Source organism: Rhodopirellula sp. UH5 (assembly GCF_056839225.1).
The window spans coordinates 2,362,082-2,384,540 of sequence record NZ_CM166390.1; the positions used below are offsets into that span (position 1 = coordinate 2,362,082).

Annotated in this window: 13 protein-coding genes; 10 read left to right on the top strand and 3 right to left on the bottom strand. The window is 56.9% G+C overall.

Annotated features, from left to right (window positions below; all coding sequences use genetic code 11):
- Nucleotides 1-12 precede the first annotated feature (12 nt).
- Entirely contained in the window at nucleotides 13-282 is a 270-nt protein-coding gene (gene rpsO / locus UH5x_RS08560; protein WP_007329975.1) for a 30S ribosomal protein S15, read from the top strand.
- Nucleotides 283-787: 505 nt separating this feature from the next.
- On the top strand, nucleotides 788-3,055 hold the full coding sequence (gene pnp, locus UH5x_RS08565; RefSeq protein ID WP_482635412.1) for a polyribonucleotide nucleotidyltransferase: 2,268 nt from the start codon (nucleotides 788-790) through the stop codon (nucleotides 3,053-3,055).
- A 636-nt stretch (nucleotides 3,056-3,691) separates the two neighbouring features.
- Here the strand turns inward: pnp and UH5x_RS08570 are convergent.
- Complete coding sequence (locus tag UH5x_RS08570; protein WP_482635413.1) at nucleotides 3,692-7,069, bottom strand: PVC-type heme-binding CxxCH protein; 3,378 nt, start codon at nucleotides 7,067-7,069, stop codon at nucleotides 3,692-3,694.
- A 122-nt stretch (nucleotides 7,070-7,191) separates the two neighbouring features.
- Between UH5x_RS08570 and UH5x_RS08575 the strand changes: the two genes are divergently transcribed.
- From UH5x_RS08575 to ylqF, 6 genes are all read left to right on the top strand, one after another.
- Nucleotides 7,192-8,064: a ThuA domain-containing protein gene (locus UH5x_RS08575; RefSeq protein WP_482635414.1), complete on the top strand. Its 873-nt coding sequence runs from the start codon at nucleotides 7,192-7,194 to the stop codon at nucleotides 8,062-8,064.
- Nucleotides 8,065-8,117: 53 nt separating this feature from the next.
- Complete coding sequence (locus tag UH5x_RS08580; protein WP_482635415.1) at nucleotides 8,118-9,530, top strand: alkaline phosphatase D family protein; 1,413 nt, start codon at nucleotides 8,118-8,120, stop codon at nucleotides 9,528-9,530.
- Nucleotides 9,531-9,702: 172 nt separating this feature from the next.
- Nucleotides 9,703-11,322 carry an alpha-L-fucosidase gene (locus tag UH5x_RS08585; protein ID WP_482635416.1) on the top strand — a complete coding sequence of 540 codons (1,620 nt, stop codon included), beginning with the start codon at nucleotides 9,703-9,705 and terminating at the stop codon, nucleotides 11,320-11,322.
- Nucleotides 11,322-12,386: an aldo/keto reductase gene (locus UH5x_RS08590; protein ID WP_482635417.1), complete on the top strand. Its 1,065-nt coding sequence runs from the start codon at nucleotides 11,322-11,324 to the stop codon at nucleotides 12,384-12,386. Before UH5x_RS08585 ends, UH5x_RS08590 begins: the two co-directional genes overlap by 1 nt.
- Before the next feature lie 228 nt (nucleotides 12,387-12,614).
- A complete protein-coding gene (gene fucP / locus UH5x_RS08595; RefSeq protein ID WP_047812793.1) occupies nucleotides 12,615-13,940 on the top strand; it encodes an L-fucose:H+ symporter permease in 1,326 nt (441 codons plus the stop codon).
- Between the two features lie 145 nt (nucleotides 13,941-14,085).
- A complete protein-coding gene (gene ylqF / locus UH5x_RS08600) occupies nucleotides 14,086-15,066 on the top strand; it encodes a ribosome biogenesis GTPase YlqF (protein WP_047812792.1) in 981 nt (326 codons plus the stop codon).
- A gap of 213 nt (nucleotides 15,067-15,279) precedes the next feature.
- Here ylqF and UH5x_RS08605 read toward each other — a convergent pair whose 3' ends face one another.
- Nucleotides 15,280-16,137 carry a dienelactone hydrolase family protein gene (locus UH5x_RS08605; protein WP_482635418.1) on the bottom strand — a complete coding sequence of 286 codons (858 nt, stop codon included), beginning with the start codon at nucleotides 16,135-16,137 and terminating at the stop codon, nucleotides 15,280-15,282.
- A 116-nt stretch (nucleotides 16,138-16,253) separates the two neighbouring features.
- Nucleotides 16,254-17,450: an LptF/LptG family permease gene (locus UH5x_RS08610; protein ID WP_482635419.1), complete on the bottom strand. Its 1,197-nt coding sequence runs from the start codon at nucleotides 17,448-17,450 to the stop codon at nucleotides 16,254-16,256.
- A gap of 412 nt (nucleotides 17,451-17,862) precedes the next feature.
- Here UH5x_RS08610 and UH5x_RS08615 point away from each other — a divergent pair, with 412 nt between their 5' ends.
- Together UH5x_RS08615 and UH5x_RS08620 are read left to right on the top strand one after the other, a co-directional pair.
- On the top strand, nucleotides 17,863-19,422 hold the full coding sequence (locus tag UH5x_RS08615) for a glycoside hydrolase family protein (protein ID WP_047813004.1): 1,560 nt from the start codon (nucleotides 17,863-17,865) through the stop codon (nucleotides 19,420-19,422).
- A 988-nt stretch (nucleotides 19,423-20,410) separates the two neighbouring features.
- A complete protein-coding gene (locus UH5x_RS08620) occupies nucleotides 20,411-22,423 on the top strand; it encodes a LamG-like jellyroll fold domain-containing protein (protein WP_482635420.1) in 2,013 nt (670 codons plus the stop codon).
- Nucleotides 22,424-22,459 lie beyond the last annotated feature (36 nt).

Below are 22,459 nucleotides of genomic sequence, written 5' to 3' on the forward strand. Positions count from 1 at the left end.
GCATCAGTCGGTATGACGATTTCGAAAGAACGGAAAGAAGAAGTAATCAGCGAGCACGGCGCCGCGGCTGGAGACACTGGTTCTCCTGAAGTGCAGATCGCGATTTTGACGGAACGAATCAACGGATTGACCGAACACATGCGAACTCACCGCAAGGATTATGCCTCGCGTCGTGGTTTGCTTGGTTTGGTGAGCCGACGTCGCCGTCTGTTGGATTACGTTCGTGGGCAAGACCCTCAACGTTACTTGGATATCATCGGAAAACTTGGTATCCGCAAATAATTGTGTGACCGGGTGGTCGACGGCGTGGCCGCGGCCACGTGGCGTGCGTCCCCCCGGGCTCTTTGGTCCCGGGGCGGGGTGGATTCGTAGCTAGACTGCGACTCAACAACGCATTCGGGAAGATCCTTTCTTTGGATTTCAATCCCCCCTTCCAAATCAGCGAACGCGATCGCCGTTTCGCTGGCTCTACTTTGACGCGTCCCTGTATTGGCAGCCGGTCCGGCTGCATCTTGTCGCCTCGTCAAAGCAGTTCCCTTGTGGCACCTCCGGGTCGCCATTGCGATTCAATCAAGCCAAGCCCATGTTTGATTGTCACGAGCCCCAAAGGTCGTTCGACCAACTTGAGGTTCTTCATTTTGTTCTGTGGTGACCGGGTCACCACACTTTCCCATCAGCCGTTGTGGCTGACGAGGCCTTGTTGGCCAGGGATGCAAAACGGGCCGGCTGCAGAAAAGCCGTTCCAATTGTTGTTTGTTGTGTAAGTGCAGGAAAAGAGGTTGTTGTTGTGAGTGTTCAAAAAGTTCGCGTGGAGCGAAAAATTGGTGATTCGGTGCTGTCGTTCGAGACAGGGCACATCGCCAAACAAGCCGCCGGCAGTGTGCTGGTTCAATATGGCGAAACCGTTGTGCTGGTTGCAGCCGCATCGGGCACGCCGCGTCCGGGAATCGATTTCTTCCCTTTGATGTGTGACTACCGCGAGCGTTTGGCTGCGGCTGGTAAATTCCCGGGTGGCTTCCTGAAACGCGAAGGCCGTCCAAGCACCAAAGAGATCCTCAGCTCGCGTTTGATGGATCGCCCGATCCGCCCTCTGTGGCCCGAAGGCTACAAAGATGAAGTTCAAGTCCAAGCTTGCGTGATCGCCAGCGACTTGCAAAACGATGGCGACGTGTTGGCCATGATCGGTGGAGCCACCGCTCTGCACATCAGCCCCCTGCCATTCAAAGGCCCTCTGGGCAGCGTTCGTGTTGGCAAGGTCGACGGCAAATTGGTCGCCTTCCCAACCGCTGATCAACTCGAACAAAGCGAGTTGGACATGATCGTCAGCGGCAGCCGTGACATGGTTGCCATGATCGAAGGCTTCGCCAACGAAATGCCTGAAGACGAGATGATGGAAGCGATTGGATTCGCTCACGATGTCATCCGCGAAGTCATCGACCTGCAGGAAGAGCTGTACCAAAAGGTCAACCCAGAAAAGACTCCTTACCAAGCTCCCGAAGACGATGGGTTGCTCCAACGTCTGACCGACACCTACTACAACGACTTCAAAGCTGCCCAGCAAACATCGGGCAAGCAGGCTCGCGCCGAAGCCGTTCGTGCCGTTCGTGATCGGGCCATGGCAGACGTCATTCCTGATCCCAACGCTTCGGACGCCGTTTGCAGCAACCGCTTCAAATCGGTCTGGCACGACCTCGAAGAAAAGGTCGTTCGTGACCTGATCCTCGCTGGCACCCGACCCGATGGTCGCGACCACAACTCGCTTCGCGCAATCCACTGCGAAACGGACTTGTTGCCACGCGTTCACGGTTCGGCTCTGTTCCAACGCGGCGAAACCCAAGCCCTGATCACGATCGCTTTGGGAACCAGCCGCGACGAACAACGCGTCGATGGTCTGCAAGATGAGTTCAGCAAGAAGTTCATGCTGGACTACAACTTCCCTTCGTACTCGGTTGGCGAATGCCGCCCAATCCGTGGTCCTGGACGTCGCGAAATCGGACACGGTTGCTTGGCTGAACGAAGCGTGTCTCCAGTGCTTCCTTCCGCCGATGACTTCCCCTACACGATTCGCGTGATCAGTGACATCACTGAATCCAACGGCAGCTCCTCGATGGCTTCCGTTTGCGGTGCGACCCTCGGCCTGATGGCTTCCGGTGTGCCAATCAGCAACCCCGTCGCTGGGATCTCAGTCGGCTTGGTCCAAGACGGCCCTGACAACTGGTGCTTGATCACCGACATCCTCGGAACCGAAGATCACTTCGGCGACATGGACTTCAAGATCGCTGGTACCCAAAACGGGATCACCGGCATTCAGTTGGACCTGAAAGTCACAGGAGTCACCAACGACATCATCCGCGCCACGCTGAAACAATCGCGTGAAGCTCGGATCGAAATCCTGAAGAAAATGTTGACGACCATTCCGCGTCCTCGTCGCGAAATCTCGCCAACCGCACCACGCTTGCTTCGCACCAAGATCTCGCCCGACAAGATCGGTGCTTTGATCGGCCCTGGCGGCAAAAACATCCGTGGAATCCAAGAGTCCACCGGTGCGGTCATCGAAGTCGATGATGAAGGCACCGTCTTGGTCGCCAGCAGCAACAAAGAATCGGCGCAAGAAGCCATGCGTCAAGTCGAAGCCTGCACGGCCACCGTTCAGATCGGCAAGATCTACGACGGAACCGTCAGCAGCATCAAAGAGTTCGGTGCGTTCGTTGAAATCCTTCCCGGTCGCGATGGACTTGTTCACATCAGCGAAATGAGTGGCGGATACATCAGCAGCCTGGATCAAGTGATCGCCGTCGGCGATGCCATGAAGGTCCTGGTCATCGATGTCGACGAGCACGATCGCGTGAAGCTCAGCCGTCGCAAAGCTCTCGAAGAGCTGGGCGAAGAAGATCCCTTGGCCACGGAAGGTGAAGGCGGCGGCGACGGAGAAGGTGGCGGCGACGGAGAAGATCGCCCACGTCGTCGACGCGGCAGCAGCAGTGGAAGTGGCGGAAGCGGTGGAGGCGGAGGTCGCGGACGCGGCCCACGTCGAAGCGGCGGCGGACGCGACTGATCACTTCGCTCGCGAAGTCTCACTCAATGAATCTCAAACCCCGGCATCGAATTCGATGCCGGGGTTTTTCATGCGCAGGCCTGAACTCGTACTCCACCACATCGCCCGCGCCCCAGCGAGTCGCCGCCACCCCAAACCACGCCTACCCACACGCAGAGGTCGTGCAGTTTTGAAGTACCGTGTCGCCAAGCGTTTATTATCACCCTCCCTTGGGACGTTCGAAAAATAAATGGTGGCGGGCGTCTGGGTATCGCCCCGGATGGGGCCGTCGTGGGAGTTGGGGGCGTCCCTCGCTCACGCGTCGGGTTGTGATGGGTGGTTGCTGCAGAAACCCGCCAAAACCCAGCACCAGAAAACTGCACGCCCGTTGAAAACGGGAGGGGTCGGAAAGCGAGCGTTCAGCGAGCTTTCCGGGGGAGGGCAATTCACGCCGCGTCCCATGCCCGTCCTTCACCCGCGTGTACGCCTGAACGGCGTCGCTCGACCTAGTATATCGCTCTCCCCAAACTTCGTTTCGGGAGAGGTGCGACCTGTGGAAATCCGCCGAAAAGCGGAGTCAAAAATCGTTTCGCCCTCTCCTTCAGAGAGGACCGAGCACGCGCTCCGCGATGCCTAGACCGATGCGAAAGGGTTCTCTCAATGCCCGGGCGATGACTTCAAGTACGCCATCAAATCCACCAACTCACGCTCAGTCATCAACTCTAAAAAGTTGTTCGGCATCAACGATCGCTGCGACACCTGCTGGATCTCCACACGGTCGACCGGCACCTCCTGAGTCTTTCCATCCGACGTGGTCAGCCGGATGACCTCGTCATCTTCACTGGCCACCAATCCGACCAACACACGGCCGTCATCCAGCAACAAACTCTGCGTTCGGAACGCTTGATCAATGTTCCGATCCGGAAGCACCACGTCTTCCATCAAACGCTCCACACTTCGCGTGATCGCTCCGTCCAACTGAGGCCCGACCAACATCCCTTCGCCGTGCAGTTGATGACACGTCTGGCACTGCTTCGTGAACACAGCTTTCCCTCTCGCCACATCGCCTTCCAGTTCGCGCACGGACGCCAGCAACACGTTCAGCTTCTCCGTTCTCCCTGCATCAAACACGATCCCTTCCGTCAGCTCTTCCAGCTTGCCTTGCAAGCTTTCATTCAACCGCGGCCCAATCGCTTGCTGAACATCCGGATCGACCAAGACGACTGCGGCGAAGGCCCCCGATTCCATGGCGGAAAACAGTGGATCCATCTCGCCACCGTTTCCAATCCAATCCAGAACCAACTGGCGTTGCTGCGATGCGTTCAGATGCGGCCCTAACTTTCCCAGCGATTCCGTCGCATCCCATTGCTCGCTCAGAACGGTCTCCACCAGCGACTCGGCCAACTCCACCTGCACCAATTCAGTCGCCACAAATTCAGCCAGTGTTCCAACACCAGCCTCCCCGTTCAATTTCGCGAGCGTGTTGGCGACTCGCAATCTCGTCAGCACACCGTGGCGTCTGTCCAACAAGACTTGCTTCAGGTCCCCCTTGAGTTCGCTCAGTTTCAGACGCTCCACCCACCCGAGAATTCGCATCCACTTGGTGGCTGACTCCGAAGGACCAATCCGCTCGGGACTGAATCCTCCAGTCGCCAACCAGGCATAAGCGGTCCCCGAGTCACCGTCGACCACCTCGATGCGAATCGTTCGTTCTGCCAACTCGCGGGTGTCCCAAACGACTCGCCGAGCAACGTCCGACCGAGGTGGTAAAACCTGCTTCAACACTTCACCGGTCTTGGCGGAACGAAGCCGAACCAAGTTCTGCCCAGGGTTGGGCTGGCCTGGAGGAGCGTTGTGGCCCGCCAACCAGAATTCAATCTGCTCCGGCGCTGCAAACCAATCGCTTGCGAAAGTTCCGGTGTAGGACTCCCCAAGCGGAAAGCTGCTCATCAACTCCGCAAACTCATCACGCTCCGCGTTCGAACTTGCCACGGAAATCAAACGCGACTCAGGAGACCAGCTCTGTTCGTCAGTCCCAAACCAAGCCACAGAAACCTCGCCGGTTGCCGTCAAATCATTCCACTCGGACTCGACCAACCCCAACGCCCAGGTTCGAATGGAAGGCGGGACGTTCTCCGATTGAAATCCTCCTGCGTCATGAATCAGCCGCAACCACTCAAACGCCCGGTCCGTGTTGTCACCGGCGACGTGCCTCGCCAATTCCACACATGCTTCCATCTGGGTTGGCTCGGCCAACGACACAGCATGACTCAACAGGGCTTCCTTGGCTGCCTGCTTGTCAGCCTCCTGCGATGCCACCTGCAGATAGGCCAAAATCGGCTCCACCACTTGGCTTCGCTTGATCCCCAGCATGACCGAAGCGGTTTCGGCATCGGGCACTGCTTTCCAAAACGAATCGTCCTCGGGCGTTCGCTGCAACAAATCTCGAACGGCAATGCGAATCGTTTGCCGTCCAACAGAATCCGCTTGATGGACTCCCGCCAAGGCTTCGATCAAACGCACCACGTCCGAAGCGTCCCCCCGTCGGCCGATGCACTCCGCTGCCATCCGCACGACGTGTGCATTGCTGTGGGTCAGGTACCCACGGACTTCTTCCAACGATAGACGCTTGCGATTGGGCTCCAAACTCATCCGGATTTGCGAGACCAGCTGCTGCTCATCACTGAACAAGTCATGCCCCTTGGTTCGTTGGCCCGTGTAGCGAATTTGCCAGATCCGCCCGCTGGTTCGATCACGTCCTGGATGCTCCAGCGGCACCTCGTAGTGCCCGATGATCTTGTTGTAAAAATCAGCCACGTGAATGTTGTTTTCCTCGTCGACTTGAATGTCCACCGGTCGAAACCAAGGATCATCGCTGGTTAAAAAATCGGGCAGAGCCCGGCCTTTCGCGGTCGCACCCACGAACTCGCGTTCGTTCCAATTCAGTCGTGAGGTCATCACGTTGCCGCTCAGGAAGCGACCTCGAAGAGGTACGATCGGCGAATCCGGCGGAAAGTACTGAAGACCTGAAATCGCGGTGCTGCCATGCAAGTGATCCATCATTGGCGGCAAGAACCCAAGCCCATCGTCCGGCCTCCCAAAGCTCGGGTAGCAAGCGCCAGCGACCAATTGACTGATGGGTTTGCTATGACAATCTGCCGAATACCAATTGCCCCATTCATCGCGAGTCATCCCAAACGGATTGACCTGACCCCGCGTGTGCAATTCCACCCGACTTCCATCGGGGCGAAATCGAAAGGTGTTCCCCGAGTGCATCGTGACAACGTGCCCGTCTGCACCCGCGACACGGCTTTGATTGTTGAAACCATGGCAGGCATAAATCCATCCATCACCACCATCCCGCAAAGAATTGATCATTCCGTGCGTGTCGCGTGATGTATCAAACGGCCCCAGAATGACTTCTCGTTCATCGCACTTCCCGTCACCATCGGTGTCACGGAGGTACCAGAGGTTCGGAATGCTAAAGCACAAACACCCCTCCCCGTACGGCAAGATCCCCATCGGAATATTCAACCCATCGGCAAAGGTCGTGATCGAATCGGCGGTTCCATCGGCGTCGGTGTCTGCCAGGATTTTGACTGAGTCAGGACCTTTCTCGTTCGTTGCGACTGGGTAGGGATACGCGACGCTGTCTGTCACCCACAGACGTCCGTCGGAGCCAAACGCCATGTTCAGTGGTTTGGCGATCTGGGGCTCCGACGCAAACAGCCGAATCTCAAAACCAGGCGGCAAATGAAACCCCGCCAACTCCTCTTGTGGTGTGCGATGCTCCGTCGACCTCACCCCTTCGCCGTACACCTCCGCCCGAGTCGCTGGCTCAATGGCGCCCACCGGGACAGCCTGCAGGGGAGTCGAGACCGGATCCAACTCATCTCCGATGGCAGGGTGCATCCCCGTCAAAAAACCACTCAGCAACACGCCCCAAACGATCATGCCCCACACGGCCGCTCGGAACTTCCTCCACTCTCGAACTGGGGTGGAACGCTCGATTCTTCGGCGACGACAAGGGCTCATGGCATTGAACAGTCAAGGGGGCGGATTCCAGCAGAAAACACCATACCCCAACCAAATCATCGGATGGTCGTTTACAATGAGAAACCTTCCAACCTCTCGCCCTACCGCAAGCTCAGATCACGATGCCAAAGTTCATCCTTGTCGCCTTGACCGCCCTTTTGTCGCCTCTGTTCGCAGCGGGCGTTTCTCAAGGAGACGAAGCCACTCAACCGTCCGAGAAGAAACCGCTTCAGGTGCTGCTCGTCGCGGGCGGTTGCTGTCACGACTACACCACCCAAACCAAGATCCTCCAAGAAGGCATTGAAGAGCGAATCAATGCCAAGGTGACGGTGGTCCTCAGTGACAACACGACCACCCGCGCGCGGTTCGACATCTACGAATCAGATGACTGGGCCGATGGGTACGACGTGGTGATTCACGACGAGTGCTCCGCCGATGTCACTGAAAAACCCTACGTCGGTCGCATCCTGAAACAACACCTCGACGGCGTTCCAGCAGTGAACCTTCACTGCGCAATGCACAGCTATCGTTGGGACGACTTCCGCAAACCCGTTCAGGACGGCGCCGACAACGCTGGCTGGTACGAAATGCTCGGACTTCAATCGACCGGCCACGGCCCTCGATTCCCGATCGATATCAAACACCTCGAGCAACACCCCATCACCGCCGGCATGGAAGACTGGACCACGATCGACGAAGAACTCTACAACAACATCCGCGTCTTTGACGGCGCCTCGGCACTGATCCAAGGCGTGCAAGAAACGCAGCCCAACAAGAAACAATTGAAGAAGAACCCCAACGCGAAACCGCAGGAAGCCACCGCCGTGGTTGCTTGGACCAACGAATACGGTCCCAACAAAACCCGGATCTTCAGCACATCGCTCGGTCACCAAAACGAAACCGTCGCCGATGCCCGCTACATGGACCTCGTCTCACAAGGCGTCCTCTGGGCTGCTGGCCAACTCGAGGAAGATGCCACCGCCTCAGGGAAGTGACTTTCTCGATGGTTGAGTTTGAAAATTCGACGTTCCTTGGATGAGCCAACACGATGCTGCGACGTCTCGCTCTAACCTTTCTCGCGTTTGGCATCGGCTCCTTGTCGGTGCAAGCCCAGCAACGCTTCTTAGGCCAAGGCGTGATGTCCGGGGAGGTCACGTCGACCAGCGTGTTGCTGCAAACACGCCTGACAACTCAGGAAGGACTGGACGAAACCGGCGACCTTCCCGGTCAAACGGGAACGGTTCGTTTCGAATGGTCCACCTCCCCCAACTTTGAATCGTCGCAATCAAGCGAACCTCTGTCAGCCAATCGCGACAACGACTTCATCGCTCGCCACAAGGTGTCCTCGCTCAAGCCGGGAACGCGTTACCACTACCGAGTGCTCGCTTCCTCGCCGGAGGGCGAACAGCCACTGGAACCGATCGGTCAGTTTCAAACGCTTCCTTCCGAGGTTTCCGAAGCCCCCATTCAGTTCCTGGTCTTCAGCTGCATGAACTACAACAAGTTCCTGCATGGAAACCAAGCCCGAGCCTCAGGTCCGCTGACCGCCACCGACGAAGACAAACGATTGGGCTACCCTGCGCTCGTTCAAATGCGAGAACAGACCCCCGCTTTCTTCGTTGCCACCGGCGACATCGTTTATTACGACAACCCGTATCGCAATGCCGAGACGTTGCCCGAACTGCGGCAATGCTGGCACGAGCAATTTCGCTTCCCGCGGTTGATTGACTTTTTAAAAGAGGTCCCAGGCTACTGGTCCAAAGACGATCACGACTTCCGCTTCAACGATTCCGACCATGGCAAAGATCGGCTGCCACTTCCTCAAACCGGCATCGACGTTTTTCGAGAGCAGTTGCCAATTGTCCCCGCCGGCGATCAAGAATCGCCGACCTATCGAACGTTTCGTGTCAATCAGCACCTTCAAATTTGGCTGACAGAAGGCCGTGACTACCGATCGCTCAATCGCATGAAAGACGGTCCCAAGAAAACACTGTGGGGTGAAGAACAAAAGCAATGGCTTCAGGACACACTGAAGGCCAGCGATGCGAAATGGAAACTGTTGATTTCGCCGACTCCATTGGTCGGCCCGGACGACGCCTATAAAAAAGACAACCACGCGAATCTGAAAGGCTTCCGGCACGAAGCAAATGAGTTCTTTGAGTGGTTGGAAACCAACAAAATCGAACGCTTCATGACGATCTGCGGCGATCGTCATTGGCAGTACCACAGCATCCATCCCTCGGGTGTCCAAGAATTTGCTTGCGGCGCCTTGAATGACGAAAACTCGCGAATGGGAGTCCCACCGGGATCGCCCAAAGGCACCGATCCAGAAGCGTTGATCGAGCAGCCATTCCTCTCCCCGGAACCCAGCGGCGGCTTCCTTTCGGTCACCGCGGGCGAGAACCTGTTGATCGAATTCTACAACGACGAAGGCCAGCGACTCTACGAAGCTCGCCCCTGAGCACGACCAATGAGCGTCCCAAACGAGTCCCGAGTTGCTGCGGCCCAGTGCAATCGCACCCGTTTAAAAATAGCTATCTAAAAAACAAACTCGGCTATGGGATTCCGGCCGGCTCAGTGGAAACTAGCTGAACAGAAACGCCTCCTGAAGACGCTTTCGACCCCACTAAGCGATGAGCAGCAGCATGAAATCCCGGATTGTTTTGATGGCGATGTTGGCGTGGACCACGCTCCAACCCGCCTTGGCACAAGCCCCAACCAAGCCTCACCCAGCGACCTTGCCTCACCCCCAGGTTGAGCCATCGCTCGAAACCATCCACGCCACCATCTCGGATGGCCCCTACCAAGCGAACTGGGATTCACTGGAGAAGTACCAAATCCCACAGTGGTACAAGGATGCAAAATTCGGCATCTTCATCCACTGGGGTGCCTACAGCGTTCCTGCATACGGCAGCGAATGGTACCCACGCCAGATGTACATCAATCGCGACCGCCGTGGCGACAACTTCTTCCAGCATCACGTTGACACTTACGGTCCTCAAAAGACGTTTGGATACAAGGACTTCATCCCGCAATTCAAAGCGGAAAAGTTTGACGCGCAAGAATGGGCGCAACTCTTCAAAGACACGGGAGCCCGCTACGTCATTCCGGTTGCCGAACATCACGATGGGTTCCCGATGTACGACTGTGCGTTCACTCGCTGGGACGCCTCCGAAATGGGCCCCAAACGCGACGTGATTCAAGAACTCTCCGAAGCCGTTCGTGCGGAGGGCATGAAGTTTGGCGTCAGCAGCCACCGTGCCTTCAACTGGATGTTCTACGTCCGTGACGAATCCTTCGACAACGCTGATCCACAGTTCGCGGACCTCTACGGTCGCCCGATGCCGTTCTTGTTCGAAGACAACGCCTGGGACTACCAGCACAACTTCACACCCCAGGACAAGCAATTCAAAGACGACTGGCTCGCTCGATCTTGCGAATTGGTGGACAAGTATCAACCCGATGTCTTCTGGTTCGACTTTGGCATCACACCCAAGCACGGCGATTCAACCCACGAGAACAATTCGTACGCCGAGCACCTGCAGAAATTCGCGGCTTACTACTACAACAAAACCTCCGGCGATGACTCCGATCTTGGAATCATCAACTACAAATTCAATGCGTTCCCCGAATCCGCTGCGGTGCTGGACAAAGAACGTTCGAAAATGGCCGAGATCCGCAAACCGTTTTGGCAAACCGACACCGCCGTCAGTTCCAGTTCCTGGGGTTACACTCAAAACCAACGCTACAAGACTCCTGAGCGATTGGTGAACGACCTCGTCGACATCGTCAGCAAGAATGGTTGCTTGTTGTTGAATGTTGGCCCCCGCGCCGACGGCACGATCCCAGAAGAGGATCAAGCCATCCTGAAAGCGATCGGCGATTGGTTGAAGGTCAACGGCGAAGCCATCTACGAAACGACCTACTGGAAAACGTTTGGCGAAGGGCCAACTTCGGTCTCCGAAGGCCACGTGTCGGAATCCAAAGACAAACCGTTCACCTCGGAAGACTTGCGATTCACCACCAACAACAACGCATTGTACGTGCATGGCCTGAAGTGGCCTGACAGCGACCAGGTCACAATCAAGACACTGGCCGCAGGCAGCGAACTTTATCCAGAGGAGATTGCGTCAATCGTCTTGCTTGGGGCCGAAGAACCACTGGAATGGGAACGCAACGCATCGGGCGTCACCGTTTCACTTCCCCAGGAAAAAGCGTCGAAATTTGCTTACGTCCTGAAGGTCACCCACTGATGCCCGAGTCGACCGCGTCTCAACCAACTGAAGAGGCGAATGCTGCCTCGATTGGCAACCTGCTTCCGCCAATCGTGTTTGGCACCAGTGCGTTGGGCAACCTCTACCAAGCAATCGACCGCGACACCAAGCGGTCGATCGTTTCAGAATGGTTTGAACATTGTGAGGGCATCGTCGCGGCAGACTCTGCCGGCAAATACGGTGCTGGACTGGCATTGGAATGCATGGCCGATGCTTTGCGGTCACTGCAGGTCAAACCCGCACAAATCCTGATCAGCAATAAACTGGGCTGGCGCCGGGTGCCCCTGAAAACTCCGGAGCCAACCTTTGAACCGGGGGCATGGGTCGGGCTGGAACACGATGCGGTCCAAGACATCAGCTACGACGGAATCCTGCGATGCTGGGAACAAGGCTGCGAGCTGATGGCCCCCTACCGCCCGCAGTTGGTCTCGGTCCATGATCCGGATGAATACTTGGCGGCGGCGTCCAGCAAGGACGATCGAAAACGACGTTGGGACGACATTCTGGGTGCCTACCAAGCCCTCAGCGAATTGCGTGACCGCGGTGAGGTTCTGGCGATCGGGGTGGGCTCGAAAGATTGGCAGGTCTCCGAAGCCTTGACCCGTGACTTCCCTTTGGACTGGGTCATGCTCGCGACCAGCCTCACCGTTCGGAATCATCCGCAACCCTTGCTGGACTTCGTTGAAACGCTGCGGCGACAGAGCATCAGCGTGATCAACTCAGCCGTTTTCCATGCTGGATTCCTAACCGGTGGCGACCACTACGACTACCGAAAGGTCACGGGAGAAACCGCCGAAGACCAAGAGTTACTCGAATGGCGGCGGCAATTCCAAATGCACTGCGAACAATTCAATGTTCGCCCGGCCGAAGCCTGCGTGGCCTTTGGCATGTCACCTCCGGGTGTGGTTGCGACCGCGTTGAACAGCAGCCAGCCCAACCGGATCGCTCAGAATGTTCGGCTCGTATCGGCACAACCGCCTGCCGAATTCTGGGCATCGATGAAACACGACGGATTGATCAACGTCTCGTACCCCTTTGTGTGAATCAAGCCGCTATCATTTGCTGGACACTCGCCTTTTGGGAAACGTTTTCTGTCTTGTGGAAGGTTAGCGGATGGGCGTGCTCCCTTCGGCGAACCCTTTGTGGAACACCAGGCAACGGGTGCCACTCCGCCAAAACGAACTCATTGCCGAACGGATACTCACCCCACGCCTCTGAATGAGGCGTGGCGGTTGCTTTCATCGTCCCTCCAACTTCTGCTCAAAAAACTCATGCCCGAACCAACCGTCGCCGAATCGCAAAATTCAGTTGAAGTGGTTCCCAAGAGTTATCTGGTCGCGTTTGTGCTGACGACGTTTTGCTTCGCCCTGTGGGGATTCGCAAACGACATTACCAACCCGCTGGTGGAGGCGTTCGGCCGCATTTTCAATCAGAGTAACTTTGCCAGCTCCTTTGTGCAGTTCGCGTTTTACGGCGGCTACTGCTTCATGGCGTTGCCCGCCGCTTTGTTCATCAAAAAGTTCTCCTACAAAACCGGCCTGTTGGTTGGCCTGGCATTGTATGCCCTGGGCGGATTGGCGTTCATTCCTGCGGCCAGCGTGGGTGAATTCATGCCATTTTTGATCGCGTTCTTCGTGATGACATGCGGCTTGAGTTTCCTTGAAACCAGCGCGAACCCCTACATCCTTTCGATGGGCCCTGCCTCAACGGCGACCCAACGTTTGAATCTGGCTCAATCTTTCAACCCACTCGGATCCATCGTTGGCATCCTGACTGCCAAGTACGCCATCCTTTCCAATATCAATGCATTGGATGGTCCCGAACGAGCGAAGCTACCCGTCGAGCAGTTTGATGCGATGAAGTTCTCGGATCTGGCGATCGTCCGTGGTCCCTACGTGGCGATTGGCTTGGTCATCGTGACCATGTTCGTGTTGATCCTGGTCAAAAAGATGCCGCACAACCAAGATTCCGACACGTCGCTGGACATCGTCGGAACGCTCCGCCGGCTGTTCGCGAACTCACGCTATGTTGGCGGAGTCATTGCCCAAGCCTTTTATGTTGGCGCCCAAATCATGTGCTGGACCTTCACGGCACAGTACGGCAAAGCGGTTTACATGGCTGAAGGGTTGTCCGCCGGAGAGGCAGCCGCGTCCGCTTCGTCGTTCACGCTCTACTCCATGGTGCTGTTTGCTGTGGCCCGATTTGTCTGCACGTTCTTGCTGAAGTATGTCCAACCCGGGGCCTTGCTGTTGGTGTTGGCCACCGGTGCGATGGGGCTGCTGGTTCCCGTGATGCTTGTCGGTGGGCAAACCGGACTTTGGGCCTTGGTCGGCGTTTCGGGCTGCATGTCCTTGATGTTCCCAACGATTTACGGCATCGCCCTGGACCGCGTCGGCGATGATGCCAAATTGGGTGCCGCCGGGTTGGTGATGGCGATCGCCGGCGGATCCATCATGCCGCCGCTGCAAGGCTACTTGATCGACACATGGTCACTCAATTTGTCGTTTGTTCTGCCGCTCGTCTGCTTCGGCGTGATAGCGATTTACGGCTTGTTCACGGCCAAAGCCAAGGCCCCGCTCGAGATTTCGGCCGCTTGAACCAGCCAAACAGGGTTAGAAAATTTCATCTCAGTGTGTGACACTGGAGGGGCAACCTTTTCGGAAATGAGCTGGCAGGGCAGATCGACTCGTTCGACACCCTTGGCCAGCCGTTCCTCCAACCCGCTCACCAAACACGCTGATCATGTCGATCCAATGGTTCCCCGGCCACATGCACAAGGCTCGCCTGGAAATCCAGGCCGCTTTGCCCAAGGTCGACGTGGTGATGGAGATCATCGACGCTCGGATTCCCTATTCGAGCGAAAACCCAATGCTGGCCGAATTTCGCGGCGACAAAGCCAGCTTGAAGGTGCTGACCAAATCGGACTTGGCCGATCCGCGTCTCACCGAGGAGTGGCTGGACGCTCTGAACAGCTCCAGCTCCACCCGCGCTCGCGCGGTCACCACCGATGACGTGCCCACCATTCGGCGATTGAAATCCGCCTTGATCGGGATGTGCCCCCACCGCAAAGGACGCCTGATCAACGCGATGGTGATGGGCATTCCAAACGTTGGCAAATCAACGATCATCAACTTTCTGGCGGGTCGAAAAGTCGCCAAAACGGGCAACACACCTGCCGTCACGCAGCACCAACAAAAAGTCGACATCGGCGACGGTGTGATCCTCTGGGACACCCCCGGAATGCTCTGGCCCAAAGTGCACAACGTCAGCAGTGGGTACCGGTTGGCACTGATCGGTTCGATCAAAGACACCGCAATGGACTACACCGATGTGGGATTCTTCGCCGCCCGATACTTGATGGATCAATACCCTGATCGCCTGGCCCAACGTTTTGGCCTGGAATCCATTGCCGAAACCGAGATGGCCGTGATCGAAGACATCGGTCGTCGGCGAGGCTGCCTGGGCCGGAACAACCGAGTCGACCTGGAACGAGCGTCGCGGATCTTGATCCAAGAGTATCGAACCGGAGGCCTGGGCCAACTCACGCTGGAAACTCCTGCGACAATGCAGCGAGAACGAATCCTCACAGAGAAAGTGGTGGCCGAAGCGGAAGAAGCCGCCCGACTGAAAGACGAGAAACGCAAAAAACGATTCAAAGCCAAGCAAAAAGCTCAACGCAAGTCGCGAGAAATGGATGCCTCACGACGAGAGCGCCGGCAGTAACCACTGCCGAAACATCATTGCTCGACCAGCATTCCGCCGATTGGTGTCACGACCAAGAACCAGCGAAATGGTTTGGCGACGACTCGCTAGTGGTCTGTGAGGACTTGTTTTTAGGGTAGTGGACGAGGCGACGAGTCCTGAACTGGCGTCAAAACCAAGGACTCGTCGCCTCGTCCAATACGAACACCCCTAACTTTTAACTTTGACAGACCACTAGTTTTTCGCGAACAGTTCGTGGAAGAACACCCGCATGGCGTCCCACGAACGCAGGTCAGCCTTTTCGTTGTAGGCCGCGCCTTTGCTGTTGTCGTTGCCAGCCATTGGCTGCGTGAACGAGTGGACCGCGTGGGCATAAACGTTCATCTGCCAATCGACGTCATGTTCGTTGAACTCCGCGATCATGGCTTCGATTTCGGCCTCAGGAACAAAGGGGTCGTCGGCGCCATGGCAGACCAAAATTTTCGCTTGGATGTTGCCGCCGTCTTCTGGGGTCGGTGAATCCAACCCTCCATGGAAACTGACGATGCCCTGGACGTCCGCGCCACTGCGAGCCAGTTCGATCGCTCCTGTTCCGCCGAAGCAATACCCAATCGCAGCCAACTGATCTGTGGCAACGTTGTCCGCTTTGCGAAGTTGGTCCAACCCCAAATTCAGGCGACGTCGGTAAAGCTCTCGATCACTTTTGTACTTGCCCGCAAACTCAGCCGCCTCGGTCGTGTCCTTCGGCCGATCGCCACGGCCATAGATATCCAGTGCAAAGGCGATGTAGCCCAGTTCAGCCAACTGACGGCAACGCCGACGTTCATAATCCGTCAGCCCCATCCACTGATGGACCACCAACACGCCCGGTTTCCCCGCGTCAGGCTGTGTTCCCGCAGGACGAACCTTGGTGTCAAATGCCAGGAACCCTTCCAGCACCACGTCGCCGTCGTTGTAAACAATCGTTTGTGTCTGCACTTCTGCGTTGACGACCGAAGCCGACCCAACCGAACCGGCAAACAGAACTCCAGCGAACAACAACGCCAAATACGAGACTCGAAGGGGACTGGCTTCACAACGTCGGAACAGCATGGAAATTCCTCAACAGGTGCAGTGGGTTTGAAAATCAAACGACACCTGTGATTGTAAAACCAAACCTACCCCGTCGAACAGAACGTGTGGCGAACCGTTCCTGGTCGCGTTCACCTTCAATACCGCCGCACGCGAGCGACCAAGACCATGCCGACACCGGACAACACCACGTTGCCGATCCAAACCCCATACGGCGGCATGTCACCCGCCTTGGCCTGGTCCAGCCCCAACAAATAGAGCGGGTAATAAACCAGAATGGTCGGCAGAAAACACATCCCAAACGTCGTCCAGTAATCACTGGTCTTGGCAAGGATGGCAAGCGGAGCTCCCACCAGCACAAAGAAGAAACAGGTGAACCCTTCCGCCCACCGACGCCATGGCTCCGTCTGCAAACGCGTCAGACGATGGCGACTGGCCTGCAGATTCGACTGAATCGACGCCGATTTTTCACCCCCAATTTCAGAGGGCCGTGAGGTCAACAATGAAAACCCGGTGAACGCGGCCAACTCCCCAATTTTCGCGTGCGTGCGTTCCCGTTGCCGAAGGCGTTCATTCCGAATCAATCGCAACGGCAACTCACTGGGACTCCGCGTTGAGATGTCATCTTCTTCCAACGCGTTGCCCAACGGAATTTCGAAACGATGCTCCCCAGGAATGAATCCCTGCAGAGCTTTGCCACGAATCATTTCGCTGTCGACCAGTTTTAGAACGAGAGACTGCGTCTCTTCGTCCATCATCAACTGACCTTCACTGGCGGTCACGGTGAACGCATCGTCGCCTTTGCCACGCACGGTCACACGCGGCGAAATCATGCGGCGGTCCACAATCTCGCGGACATGAATCGAGAAACCATGATCCGAAGTGTACGAGTGATCGGATTCCAACAACCGATAGGCGATGTCTTCGATCGAGAGCAACACGACTCGTTTGACGCCAGGCTTTCCCCACGAAACCGCCATGTCGCTGCAGTACACCGCGACCGGGCTGAGCAAAGCAGCGAACACGATCGCAGGCTGCAGCAATCTCAGTGGTGAGATCCCCGATGCTTTGACCGTGGAAATCTCTCCATCAGCGGCCATCCGTCCATAGACGCAGCAAACCGAAAACAACGCCGTCGCCGGAACCGCGTGCTGCAGTGAAATCGGAATCGCGAAGGGCAACAGTTGCAGGACCGCCATCGGCCCCAAACCCTTGCGAATCAATTCGCGTCCGACCGCAATCAGCAGAATCAGGGTCGTCAACACGAACAGCGCAACGATAAAGATCCGGAGGATCTCGAAGAGAATCGTGCGAGTCAGACGGGTTGGAATCACTGGTTCTGAATCAAGTCGGCGGAAGCGTACTCTTTCAAACTTCAGAAGTAGCAAAACGACGGCGCCGCTGACAGATCAGCTCTGTACACCCTTCATCCCCTCCCACCAGCCTCTCGTCGGCGCTCGCTCAGCTTCCTCCCTGGCGGAATTGCGGGCAAATCGCCCCTGCTGTGCGTGAAACGCCATCCACCCCGCTCGTTTCACGCAATTTCTCTCCGCCGCTCTCCCTCGTTTCTGACAAATCCATCGCGAGAGCCGAATAGCCGTGTGCGGTGGGCTTCAACCTTTCCCTTCTTCCAAGCAGAATCTGTTGTCAGATCCAGGTCGATCTCAATTCTGCGATCCACCACAAGCTGGCTCGCAAGTTTCACCGCTCCACCTGGCCGCCACGTCCTTTTCACCTTCCATCTGCATGTATTCAGAAACAGCCGGCACCCGCAAGACTCTCGGTGACGTCGATGTCCTCTATCACGACGGCATCTACCATCTTTTTCATCTCGTCCTCCCCAACCACGACTTCATCGCACACGCCGTCAGTGACAACTGCTTCTCGTGGCGACGTGTCGAGAACGCCTTGTTCATTGGCAACCCCGGCGGATGGGATGATTCCATGCTGTGGACAATGCATGTCAGCCCCAACCCGCACCGGCCCGGATCGTGGCGGATGTTTTACACCGGGCTGTCACGGCGAGACCATGGCGCGAAACAACGACTCGGGATGGCAGAAAGCGATGACCTGTATTGCTGGACGAAGGCCCCCGTTGCGTGGAAAGATCGGCGATCCGCTTTGCCGTACGATCTGCCCGGACGGCCGCCCCAGCCTCCGTTCAAACAAGACATGAAAAGCTGCTTCCCACTCAGTCCCGATCGCGAGCACTACGAGTCAGAGATTGATGAAGCTCGCAACTGGGTTTCCTGGCGAGACCCGTTCTATTACCACGAAAACGGACGCGGCTGGTTGCTGGCGGCAGGCCGAGTCAATCACGGCCCGATTGTTCGCCGCGGCTGTGTGGCGGTGATGGAAGAGGTGGAACCCAACCAGTTCCAACAACGACCTCCACTTCATCATCCCGGCCTGTACGACGACATCGAAGTGCCCAACCTGTTCAAGATCAACGGCGACTACTATCTCGTCGGCAGCATGCGGGAAGATGCCAAGATCCGGTATTGGCACACCGAGAAAATCGGCAAACCATGGCGGACCTACTCCGACAACGTGCTGCTGGCCACCGGCAACTACGCCGGCCGAATCACGATTGATGACCATGGCGTTTTGCTTTGGAGTTTCTTCACGCCCGGCGGCGATGATCGGCAAACCGGAAATTTGATGCCACCTCCGAAACGCATCTCAAGATTGCCAAACGGCCAACTGGAAGTCCACACGTTTGAAGGCTTCGACTCCTTGGTCGATCGTTCGATCCAGGTCGAGCAACTCTCCCCCATCAAACCCGTCGCATGCCAGTCCGCTCGGACTTCCAAAGACAACTCATTTGACTTGGATTGCGAGTCTGGTTTCCAGTGCTTTGTTTTGGACGAAAACCTCAGCTGCTTTCGATTGAAATGTCATCTGAAGATGATGGACGAGGGCAAATGCGGTGTTGGGTTTCGACTCGATCGCGAAACGCATGACGGATACTACCTGTCGCTGGATCTGTTCAAAGGTGTCGCTCAATTGCGTGCCTGGGGCAGCGGGCCCGACGGCTCGGGCGAAGAAACGATGCAGTTCCAAAGCCTGCAAGCTGGATACTGGGAACGAGAAATCCGAGGCGAAGTCGAACTGCAATTGATTGCTTACGGCAGCTACATCGAGGTGTCCGTCGGCGGCCATGTGTTGCTCTCATTGGCAGACCAAACGTTCCACCAGGGTGCCGTCGGATTCAACCTGGAAAGCGGCAACCTGCGGGTGTCCCACCTGACTGTCGAGCGTTTCACCCCACCCATCCAATCGGATGAACATCTCGCCAACGGCTGACCCTCGTTTCGCGCGCTTCCTATCCCGAAGCGTGACGTGGCCTGCGGCTTCTAGCTTCTCGTGCTCGTGCTCGTGCTCGTGCTCGTGCTCGTGCTCGTGCTCGTGCTCGTGCTCGTGCTCGTGCTCGCCGTACGATGGGCTTCCAAGCCTTTTTGTACCCCACATCTTCTGAGAGCCGTTTGCGTTGTAAATACAGGCGTTTTGAAGCCAAACATCCCTTGCCCAAGAACCATTAAGCAGGTACGCAGGTGTCATCGGGTATGTGAGCCGTTGGCGTTAGCCACGGTTTTCACGCACAACCGGGGCTAACGCCCAAACGGCTCACATGATTGTGCTTGATCATTCCTGCCGACCTGCTTCGTGTTCGATCAGCGGAGATTAGTGTTCCCTTGGCCGCTCTGGCGGAACACTAATCCACTCTGATCGGACACTAATCTTTGGTGTTTCGAGTTGTGGGGTATAAAAAGGCTTCCAAGCCCGTCGAATGGAAAGCCCGACGCGTGAGCGAGGCACCGCACCACATCCCCACGCCAGCCCCGATTTTGAGATTTGCATTTTGCAATTTGCAATCCACCACTCATCGCTCGCCATCTGTCGCCGCTCCGCGGCTTTCCCGGCATGGGTTTGCAACCCAAACCTCGGATCAAAGCCCCGAGACTGACCGATGTCACCGCTCCGCGGTTGTTCGATCCCCCGGCCCCACACAACCAGTGGCGGAGCGACGGCAGTTGTTGCACCTCGTGATCCAGCATGCCCCCTCACTATTCCCGCCGTTTCGAATCCAGGCTGGCACCCTGGGCTCTGTTTTTGATCTCCGAGGGGAGTCTAAAGCACGAAGCAACTCGCCCTCCCCAGGGTGGGGAACTCAAGTAGTCTCACCCTCCAGTTCTTCGCTCAAAATTCACAGCTGGTCCACTTGGGCTAAACTCTGGATTGCGTAGGTTGATGCCTTGTTTTTCCACGCCCCCTCCTTGCTCGAAATTGCAACATGCCCACCTGTTTTTCCCCCCTCCTGAACAAATCGTTCGCGGCGGGGCTTTTGTGCCTCGTTTCCGCCGCTGGCCTGACAGCCACATCGTCCGCCCATGATGGTGACGAAAGCCACTCGCATGAGCACCCGCCCAACGAAAGCTTCTACACGACTCGAGAGAGTTCGCAGGTTCTGCCGCTGGCCGTGGAAGAAGACGCGTTTCAATTCGTCGTCTACGGTGACCGTACCGGTGGCGTTCCCGCTGGACTGAAGGTGTTGGAACAAGCCGTCCAGGACACCAACTTGTTGTCGCCCGACTTGGTGATGACGGTGGGTGATTTGATCCAAGGGTACAACGAGAAACCCGAGTGGATGCGGCAGATGGCCGAGTACAAAGAGATCATGAACGAACTGGATGTGCGTTGGTTCCCCGTGGCTGGCAACCACGACGTGTACTGGCGTGGCAAAGGTCCCGCACCCCAGGGCCAACACGACTCAAACTACGAAGAACACTTCGGCCCACTTTGGTACACGTTCCGCCACAAGAACGCTGGCTTTGTCGTTCTCTACAGCGACGAGGGGGACCCTGTCACCAACCAAAAGGCATTCAATGTCGGCAAGCTTCAACGGATGAGCGACAAGCAGCTCGAGTTTCTCACCGAAGCCCTGAAGCAACACAAAGACTTGGATCACGTGTTCGTCTTCCTGCACCACCCTCGCTGGATCGGTGGCGGCTACACCGGATCGAACTGGGACACCGTCCATGGCCTGATGAAGGACGCGGGCAATGTTTCCGCCGTGTTCGCCGGCCACATTCACCACATGCGCTACGATGGCCCCAAAGATGGCATCGAGTACTACACACTGGCGACGACCGGTGGAAACCTATCGGCGGACATCCCCGGTGCGGGTTACCTGCATCACTTGAACGTGGTCACCGTTCGTCCCGATGACATCTCGGTCGCATCGTTGCCAGTTGGCGCGGTCATGGACCCAACCCAATTCACACCCGAGTTTGTAGACGAGATCAATCAAGCTCGCAAAGTACGTCCGATGATCACCGACAGCGAACTTCTATTGAACACCGATGGATCTGCCGCTGGACAAGTCACGGTGACGATCAAGAACCCTTCGCCACGTGACATGGATGTGACCGCGTCGGTCGGAATCGCGTCGCGAGATTGGCTCAGCTCACTGGATCACGATCACTTCACCTTGGCGGCTGGAACCAGCGAAACATTCACGGTGAAACTCCGACGTCTCGCCGACGACACTGCGACCTGGACGATCCCTCGGATCGAACTGGATCGTGTCATCATCGGCGACTCCACTCGCATTGAGCTGCCCAGCGTCTCGACGCCTGTCCAACTGCAATTGGCCGCCGTGCCAGCGGACTACTTCAGCGGTCAGAACAACCAGTGCCTGGAAGTGACCGGCGAGCGTTCCGCGATTCGCGTCGATTCGGAATCACTGGCGTTGCCCGACGGCCCGTTCACGCTGGAAGCTTGGCTGAACCCCAGCCAGACAGAAGGCATGCGTGGCGTGATCGCCAAAACGGAAAGAAGCGAATTCGCGATCTTCTCCGATGAGGGAGTGCCTCAATTTGACGTCAACCTGGACGGCAAGTACTACTCCGCCGGAGCCAAGGACAAACTTGCCGTGAACAAGTGGACTCACGTGGCCGGTATCTTCGATGGTGAAAATGTACGGATCTATGTGGGAGGCAAGCAGCTCGCGTCCGTCGCCGCCAAGGGCACTCGCAAGACCAACACTTACCCGTTGTACGTGGGAGCCGACACGGACAATGCCGGACAACCGACACGACCGTTCCTGGGCAAGATCGACGAGGTTCGGATCACGACCGGTGCTGTTTACACGGAAGACTTCGAACCGGCTCGCCGTCTGAAACCGACCGCCGAAACTCGATTGCTGCTGCACCTGGACCGAACCCTGGGACCCTATGTGCTCGACCACAGTCCCGCCGCGGGAATGGGAACTTTGGGTCCCAATTCGAAGTTCACCGCTCCCTGATTCGCTGAACGGTCGTGACGCAGGCCACGTCTTCGA

Excerpts from the sequence above, each read along its gene's own strand:
- UH5x_RS08620 (WP_482635420.1), top strand. The coding sequence starts at position 20,411 with ATGCCCACCTGTTTTTCCCCCCTCCTGAACAAATCGTTCGCGGCGGGG.
- UH5x_RS08615 (WP_047813004.1), top strand. The coding sequence starts at position 17,863 with ATGTATTCAGAAACAGCCGGCACCCGCAAGACTCTCGGTGACGTCGAT.
- UH5x_RS08570 (WP_482635413.1), bottom strand. The coding sequence starts at position 7,069 with ATGAGCCCTTGTCGTCGCCGAAGAATCGAGCGTTCCACCCCAGTTCGA.
- UH5x_RS08580 (WP_482635415.1), top strand. The coding sequence starts at position 8,118 with ATGCTGCGACGTCTCGCTCTAACCTTTCTCGCGTTTGGCATCGGCTCC.
- UH5x_RS08605 (WP_482635418.1), bottom strand. The coding sequence starts at position 16,137 with ATGCTGTTCCGACGTTGTGAAGCCAGTCCCCTTCGAGTCTCGTATTTG.
- ylqF (WP_047812792.1), top strand. The coding sequence starts at position 14,086 with ATGTCGATCCAATGGTTCCCCGGCCACATGCACAAGGCTCGCCTGGAA.
- UH5x_RS08585 (WP_482635416.1), top strand. The coding sequence starts at position 9,703 with ATGAGCAGCAGCATGAAATCCCGGATTGTTTTGATGGCGATGTTGGCG.
- UH5x_RS08590 (WP_482635417.1), top strand. The coding sequence starts at position 11,322 with ATGCCCGAGTCGACCGCGTCTCAACCAACTGAAGAGGCGAATGCTGCC.
- rpsO (WP_007329975.1), top strand. The coding sequence starts at position 13 with ATGACGATTTCGAAAGAACGGAAAGAAGAAGTAATCAGCGAGCACGGC.
- fucP (WP_047812793.1), top strand. The coding sequence starts at position 12,615 with ATGCCCGAACCAACCGTCGCCGAATCGCAAAATTCAGTTGAAGTGGTT.
- UH5x_RS08575 (WP_482635414.1), top strand. The coding sequence starts at position 7,192 with ATGCCAAAGTTCATCCTTGTCGCCTTGACCGCCCTTTTGTCGCCTCTG.